This is a genomic window from Clostridium sp. (assembly GCF_032552055.1).
Classification (GTDB): Bacteria; Bacillota; Clostridia; order Clostridiales; family Clostridiaceae; genus Clostridium.
The window spans coordinates 1-5,665 of record NZ_JAWGSV010000203.1 but is presented as its reverse complement, the minus strand read 5'-3'; the positions used below and the strand labels follow the sequence as shown (position 1 = coordinate 5,665).

Here is a 5,665-nt window from a genome sequence, read left to right as displayed (position 1 = left end):
TCTTTATTTATTACATACTTTTCTATTGTGAAATAAGTACTTTTACAAAGAATAGCTTTTTTATATTCATCGTATTCTTTAAATTCAATTCCACTTAAATTTAATACTTCTAAATCAAATTTAATTACATCTAAAGACTTTTCTACATGAATTTCTCTCGCTCTTCCATAATCGTAAATTCTATATGTAATATCACTGTTCTGCTGTATCTCAGCTATAATAACACCTTCACATATAGCATGTACAAGACCACTATTTATAAGAAAACAATCACCTTTTTTTACTTCTATTTTATTTAAATAATCTTCTATTCTACCTTCTTTTATAGCCTTCTCAAAAGTTTCCTTATCACAATCTTTTGTTCCAACTATTAATGAAGCTACTGGATTAGCATCGACAACATACCATGCTTCTGTTTTTCCTAAAGAGCTTTCCACTTTTTTTGCATATTCGTCATCAGGATGTACTTGAACTGATAGTTTTTCCTTTGAATTTATCAATTTAACTAATAAAGGAAATTCTTCCACGTCAACTTTCTCACCTAATAAATCCTTACCATACATCTCAATTATCTTTTTAAAAGTCTTGCCTTTTAATTCTCCATTAGAAACTATACTCATGCCATTAGGATGACATGCTATATCCCAGCTTTCACCTATATTTCCTGACGGAAGATTTTCTCTAAATTCTTCTAAGTCTCTTCCTCCCCAGACCTTTTCGTAATATAAATTTTCGAATTTTATTGGATACATTCTTTAAGCTCCTTAATTTTTCATATTTAATATTAACTTATATTTAGTAGTAAGTATTTAACTCATTAAATATCTCTGTTACAGTAGAATAAAATTCTTTGAATTTATTATTCTCTACTAAAATCATAGATGGAGTTGTTGCTATTTTTACATTTCCATTTGAAAATTCATCAATATTTATATATGGAGTATTATTCTTAGCAATTATCTTGCTATCCTCATTTATGATTTCCCAATTTACTTCAGTATCATTTGTATACTTTTCTTCTGTATCTCCATCAAAGAATTCTTTTTTACCATTTTCACTTATAATACCAATTTCTTTATCAAATTGCTCATGATGTTTTTCCCATTCATACCAACCTTCTTCATTACTTGGTAATCCCATATTTAATGCATAAATTGGTACTTCACCTTTTTTTGAATATTTTATTATTTCATCTTTAATTTCTTTACATACTATACATTCATCTTGATAAAAATAAACAAAATACTTATCATCATTTTTATTAAAGAGTTCTTCATAAGAAATTTGATTCATATCATCCATAGTTCTATGTATTCTTTTATTAGTTGCAGTTACAATAATTGATACTAAAAAGGCAATTACCACTAAAAATCCCATAACTATAAATAATAGTCGTATTTTGCTTTTAGTTAACCATTCCTTATTAAAAATCATAATTTATACTCCTCTTCTACAAATCTTACTACTTATCACTAAAAAGATGAATTAGATCTTTTTATAATCTAATTCATCCTCCAATTTATTTTATTAATATATTGATAGCTTGGAATCTATTTACCACACACTTATCTAAATTTTCAATATTGTTTCCTAGAAAATCTGATTTATATGCTTTTCCATATAGAGGTATTTTAGAAATATCAATATTTATCTCATTATCAGATGGATTAAATAATCTTAATAGTTTATCTCCACTCTTAGTTTCTGTAATAGAACTAAATATTAATTTAGATTCCATTAAGTATTCAGAATTTAAATATCCATATGATGTATTAACTTTATTCTCTTTTACAGATATATCAAAGAAACCTAGTCTTTGTACATCTTTCTTTAAATCCTGATTTTGATAACTAAAGCATGGATTTAAGTATTCATCTAAACTTGATAATGTTTTATAAAACGGTACATTTTCTTCATTATTATATAGTTCAAAGGCAAAATCAAAAGTTAATTCTTTTCTTAATTGTCCATCTGGAGCTGCATATTCTCTACCCGAAGCTCTACCTGGACGATATACTAAGTCATTCTTACCTAATTGTCCTACTCCCTTAAATAGAGATATACCAATTTTATTATTATCAATAATTTGATATTCTTTAATTGATTTAACTAACAATGACATGTAGTCATTTTGATCAAATGGTACTATTAAAGTATTCTGTAACGGTTCTATATTTACATTATATTCAGCAGAAATCTTTAAATCTATATCTGTGTTACTATCTCTTTTTATATATCCAAATGGTAAATCAGCATATACTTCATTAATAGATTTTCCTAGATCAAATATTGCTCTTAATCTATGATCATCAACTTCATTATTATAAGTTGCTGTTAACTCTATTCTTCTGCTATCTTTCCAAAGCTTACAAGATAATTTTATACATTGCGATACAACATCACTAGTTCTTCCTTGTCTATTTTCTAATAGTGATTTTGGTAGTTCAAACTCATATTTTAATTCTAACTCACTATACATACTCTTAATTTGACTATTAGCAACTTCTACATTTTTTATAATTATTGGAGTATCTCCATCTATAGGGGAGAAATCATATAAATCACCATCATCTGCTACGTCTTCAAAATAAACAAAATCTATATATTTATTTTTAGTTTCTTTATCAAATAGAGATAACTTACCATTTTCTACTTCAATTATATAGAAATCATTTTCTACTTTATTAGTTTTACTATTTTCGTCTTCACTATTATCATTATTTTCTTCTTTTATAAATAATGTAGTGTATCCTAAAGTAGGAATAAATGTATCTCCTAAATAAATATTACTTACATAGTAGTATTCATCAACATTTTCTTCTACCTCACCATTTACTGTTAATAATACTTTTCTTGGCTTTTTAATTTTAATTTGCTTTACTATATCAAATTTAACTTCATTATTTTTATCGTCAAATAGCTTAAAGTTAGAAGAATCCGTAACTAATATATGTTTACTACGTTTAGCATTATTTGTTAATCCTCCATTGAAAATAGTGAAATAAGAATTATATTCATTATTTTCAATATTTAGAACTATATTTTTAGCTAAAATATTATATATTGCAATGGCAATTTGATCTGCCTTAATACATCTTTCAACTATTTCCTTATTTGTTTCATCAGAATTACACCCTCCCATACTATCATGGGCATGAGCTTGTAAAATCAACTTCCAGGCTCTTTCTAATGATGTTTGATCATACCAAAAATTTAAATCCTTTGCTATTGCAGTAATTGGTTCTGAAACTCTAATTAAATGTTGTTCTGCTACATGATTAGCATCTTTTATATCATATCTTGATGAACCTATTGTTTTATGCACTCTTGAATATACTGGAGTTCTAAATTCGCCTTCAAACACTTTGAAATTATCGATTTCTTTTCTTATTTCATCCATATATATTGGCAACGAACTTTGTATATACTCATCATCAGTAGTCTTATGTTCATTTAACTTGTCAACAAATAAGTTGAAATCTTTATCAACACTTACTTGGTCGCCTCCAATTGGACACATAACATGCTGAGATGCTGATAATTTTTTTACACTTTCCATTAATGGATATGTCTCAATTTTTAAATGTTCCTTATCAAAGTTTCTATTTCTTGCACCTCTTACAGGATGACCTACAGAATATCCATAAGCTTGTACCGCTGTAAGCACTTCAGTTCCATCTAAAGATTTCCATACTAATTCAGTATCTCCATGTACCTCAGGGCTATATCCACGTCTTACTATTATTCCTGTTAAACCACAACCATTAGCTATCTGTGGCAATTGAGCATTTGAACCAAATGTATCTGGTAAATATGCAATATCCATACTTTTGCCTAAATCTTCTGCATATTCAATTCCATATTTAAAATTTCTTACAATAGATTCTGCATTTATATTAAAAATATCTGGCTGAGTATACCATGGACCAACTAATAATCTTCCTTCACTTACTAATTTTTCTATTCTTTCTCTCTCATTTGGCTTTTGCTCTAAATAAGACTCAATTAATGAACTTTGTCCATCTAAATGATAGTATAAAAAATCCGGATTGTTTTCTAAAGCCTCAATTATTTCATCTAATGCTTTTGATAATAAAACTCTAGATTCACTATCAGTAAAATACCATTCTCTATCCCAGTGTGTATGCGAAATTGCATGTATCTTCTTATCCATATATTTCTCCTTCTTATAAGCCAGTATTATTCTTCATCTAATAGATCTCTTACATCTCCTGCAACCATTGGAACTCTTGTCCCATATATAATTTGAATCGAATTTCCTTTTCTAACTACTCCATGAGCTTCTAATTTATTTATCCATTCGCTTTCATCTACTACTAAACTATCATCTTTCACAGTTACACGTAGTCTAGTCATGCAGTTACCTACATTTTGAATATTTTCTTTTCCACCTAAGGCTTCTACTATTTTATTTGCTAAAATACTTCCTTCTACTTTAGGTTCATCTTCTCTCTTCTTGTTAGATTCTACTTTTTCTTTATATTCTTTCTTAGTAAATAATTTAACATCATCTTCTTCCTTAGTATCTCTACCTGGAGTTTTAATATCAAACTTTAATATTAGATATTTAAATAAGAAATAATATATTGCAAAGAATATCGGTATTAAAAATAAAAATGGTGTTAAATATAGTTTTTCTGGTTGTAAAAATGTAGGTAACATATCCTTTATAGATCCACCATATACAGATATATTAAACATTTCACCTACAACAAAGGCTAATCCTGTTAGAGGAACGTGTACTAAGTAGAATAACCATGGAGCAACAAACAAGAATGTAAATTCAATTGGTTCAGTAACACCGAATAGAATCATTGTTGCAACTACCGGTATTAGTAGTCCTGCAACTGCTTTCCTCTTACTCTTATGTGCACATTGATACATTGCTAATGCAGCACCTACTAATCCACCAAAATGTAGTAATATACGTCCTGAAGTAAATCCTCTTACTAATAACTTACCTGAGTCAGGACAAGCTAATTGTGCCATATAAATATTAGTTGTACCTTCATATATTTGACCACAAACCTCCATTGTTCCTCCAAGTTGAGTTAATCTTAGTGGAGTTGTAATTAAGTGATGTAAACCTAATGGTAATAGTCCCTTATCAGCTATTGCCCATACAAAAGTTCCAAATAATCCAGTATTTCTTATGAAATCACTAAAACTTGCTAACATTAATCCAATTGATGGCCATACGAAATATAAAATAATTGCCCAAGCTGTTCCAGCTAATAAAGTTAATATTGGTACTGTTCTAGTACCGCCAAAGAATTCCAATACTAATGGAAGTTTTATATTATAAAATTTATTATGTAAAATAGCTGTTGTAAATCCAATTATTAGACCTCCGAATATACCCATATTAAATGAGAAGAAACCTAAAACACTTGTATATAAAGATTTATATCTAACAGCCTCAATTTGACTCATTCCTGTACTAGTGTAATATTCTATTGATGTTGTATCTGGTCCTATTCCATTTAATTTAAATAATGTACTTATAATTAAATGCATTGTTAGGAACCCAACTGCTCCTGAGAAAGCTGCCCAACCCTTTTCTTTCTTTGCTAACCCAAAAGAAACACCGATTGCAAAGAAAATAGGTAAGTTGCTAAATACAGAATCTCCCATAGCTTTACAA

4 protein-coding genes are annotated in these 5,665 nt (G+C 28.2%); all 4 read right to left on the bottom strand.

Features of this window, described 5'->3' with window-relative positions; all coding sequences use genetic code 11:
- A partial coding sequence (locus E6248_RS12255) for a type I phosphomannose isomerase catalytic subunit (RefSeq protein WP_316341086.1) occupies positions 1–752 on the bottom strand: 752 nt, incomplete at its 3' end.
- Positions 753–795: 43 nt separating this feature from the next.
- A complete protein-coding gene (locus E6248_RS12250) occupies positions 796–1,434 on the bottom strand; it encodes a hypothetical protein (RefSeq protein WP_316341085.1) in 639 nt (212 codons plus the stop codon).
- Between the two features lie 85 nt (positions 1,435–1,519).
- Positions 1,520–4,174, bottom strand: a complete 2,655-nt coding sequence (locus E6248_RS12245; RefSeq protein ID WP_316341084.1) for a glycoside hydrolase family 38 C-terminal domain-containing protein — start codon at positions 4,172–4,174, stop codon at positions 1,520–1,522.
- A gap of 26 nt (positions 4,175–4,200) precedes the next feature.
- The coding region (locus E6248_RS12240; RefSeq protein WP_316341083.1) for a PTS transporter subunit EIIC at positions 4,201–5,665 on the bottom strand (1,465 nt) is incomplete at its 5' end.